The organism is Streptomyces sp. NPDC055078 (assembly GCF_053607985.1).
Genome location: NZ_JBSGUP010000924.1, coordinates 1 through 2,451 on the forward strand (window position 1 = coordinate 1; position 2,451 = coordinate 2,451).

A 2,451-nucleotide genomic window follows, 5' to 3' on the forward strand; every position below is an offset into this window, starting at 1 on the left:
GCCCGGCGGGGCCGCGATCGATGTCTGCACACGGGCCACAGCACGGCCCGGACGATTGCTAAGTTAATAAGGGTTCGCCCATCTGTCCAGACCCCCTCGCGCACCCGGCACCATGCCTTCGCCCGGTGCCGGGAGTGGGGTGCCGAGGGCTCTTCGCCTGTGCCGTATCCCGTCAGTGCCTCGCCCGCTCTCCCGTACAGACCATCTGACCTGGCCGTCATGTCCCCTGGACGGTGCCGGGCTGCGACCCGTGCAACCGACCCGGCGGTACGGGGAACCGGGACCGGCCACCGGCGGCGGGCGGGCCGGGAGCCCCGCCCGTCCGTCCGCCACGAGAACATTCAATCGGCGCCAGTGGGGTCGGGAAGCGACCTTGCCCGGCGCGGACGGGGGTCCAGTGCCGGGAGCGGCCCTTGCCCACCGCGGAAGTGGCCACCGGGCGGTCCTGCGCGATCGCTTCAGCGACCGGTCCAGACGGGCGCGCGCTTCTCGGCGAAGGCGCGGACGCCTTCCCGCGCGTCGTCGGAGGCGAGGACGCGGTCGCGGATCTCCCGTACGCGGTGCCAGCGCTCGTCCGCCGGCCAGTCCGCCGACTCCACCAGCACGCGTTTGGTCGCCTGGACCGCGAGCGGGCCGTTGGCGTGGATCCCGGCCGCCAGTTCCAGCGCGGCCGCCAGGGCGCGGCCGGGCGCGCTGAGACGGTTGACCAGGCCGAGCGCGTGGGCACGCCGGGCGGGAAGCGGATCGCCGGTGAGCGCGAGTTCCATCGCCAGGTGGTACGGGATGCGGTGCTGGAGCCTGGTGAGCCCGCCGGCGGCGGCGATGAGGCCGCGCCTGACCTCCGGGATGCCGAACACGGCGTCGTCGGCGGCGACGATGAGATCGCAGGCGAGGGCGATCTCGCAGCCTCCGGCCAGCGCGTATCCCTCGACCGCCGCGATCAGCGGCTTGCGCGGCGGGCGCTCGGTGAGGCCGCCGAATCCACGGCCCTTGATGAACGGCGACCCGTCCGTGAACGACGACTTGAGGTCGGCGCCGGAGCAGAACGTACCCCCGGTGCCGGTGAGGACGCCGATACGCAGTCCGTCGCGGGCGTCCAGTTCGTCGAGGGCCGCGGCGAGGCCGAGCGCGGCGGCGCGGTTGAGGGCGTTACGGGCGCCGGGCCGGTTGACGGTGATGACGGCGATGCCGTCGTCGCGGAACTCGGTGAGTACTTCGGCTGTCATCGCGGGTGCTCCTCGCTCGGGTACGGGACTCGGCGGGACTCGCCGGGACTCGGCGGAACCGGCGGGACTCGCCGGACGCGGCCGGCCGGATGCGCGGAACGTCCCGCCGGTCAGCTCTTGGCGAGGGCCGAGAGCTTGGCGACGTCCCGCTCGGGGTTGACCATGAGGATCGAGATGACCGCGCCGACGATCATGACAAAGCCGAGGATCATAAAGCCCTGGCCGTAGCCGTCCTTCGGGTCGGCGCTGCTGTTGACCACGACCCCCATGACCGCGGGGGCGACGATGCCGCCGATGCTGTAGACGGCGGTGATGATGCCGAACACCAGACCGCGCTGTCCGGCGGGAACCACATCGGACAGCCCGGCGAAGGCCACTCCGTACCCCGCCGAGGTCAGCGAGCCGCTGACGACGACCAGGACGAGCAGGGCGGCGCCTCGGTCCAGCAGCGGGAAGGTGACGGTGGCGAGACCCGCGAACACGACGACCCCTCCGGCCAGCACACCCCGGGTGGTCCGGTTCGACATCCCCTTGCGGGTCATGGCGGAGGAGACGAGCCCCGTCGCGACGACGGCGATGGCGACTCCCAGATACGTCAGGGAGACCAGCCGGCTCGCGGTCCCGGCGTCGTAACCGAGCCCCTGGCGCAGATACATCGGCAGCCAGGTGATCTTGACCGACATGATCGCGAAGGTGGACACGAAGAGCACCGCGAGCCCGATCAGGGTCCGGGTCGTCAGTACCTTCACCAGCGGCAGCCGCTGCGGCAGCGGGGACCGCGCCGCCTGCCGCTCGCCGGCGCCGGCGTCGCGGTACGGGCCCTCGGCGCCGAAAACCAGCCAGAGCACGGCGACGATGCCGCCGGTCACGGCGAGGACGGCGAACGCGGTGTGCCAGGAGTAGCCGCTGATGATCCAGGTGACGACCGGTGCCGCGATGACGGGGCCCCCGGTCGATCCGATGGCGACCAGCGAGCTGGGGAGCGCCCGCTTGTCCGCCGGGAACCAGGTGTGCGTGACATGCATGACCAGCGCCACGGCGGGGCCCTCGGCGAAACCGAGGATGACCCGGCAGACGACCAGGGTCGCGAAGCCGACCTGGCCGATCATCGGGGTGAGGGTGATCGCCCAGATGACGGCGATTCCCGCCAGCAGCCAGCGGATCGCGACCCGGCCGCCGAGCCAGCCGCCGAGGATGCTGCCGACGGCGTAGAGCCAGAAGAAGC

General features: G+C 72.2%; 2 protein-coding genes. Both read right to left on the reverse strand.

All coding sequences use genetic code 11. From position 1 onward, the window contains the following. Nucleotides 1-458: 458 nt before the first annotated feature. Complete coding sequence (locus ACWF94_RS38630) at nt 459-1,226, reverse strand: crotonase/enoyl-CoA hydratase family protein (RefSeq protein ID WP_453499674.1); 768 nt, start codon at nt 1,224-1,226, stop codon at nt 459-461. A 110-nt stretch (nt 1,227-1,336) separates the two neighbouring features. Continuing rightward, nucleotides 1,337-2,451: MFS transporter (locus ACWF94_RS38635; protein ID WP_453499676.1), on the reverse strand; the 1,115-nt coding region annotated here is incomplete at its 5' end.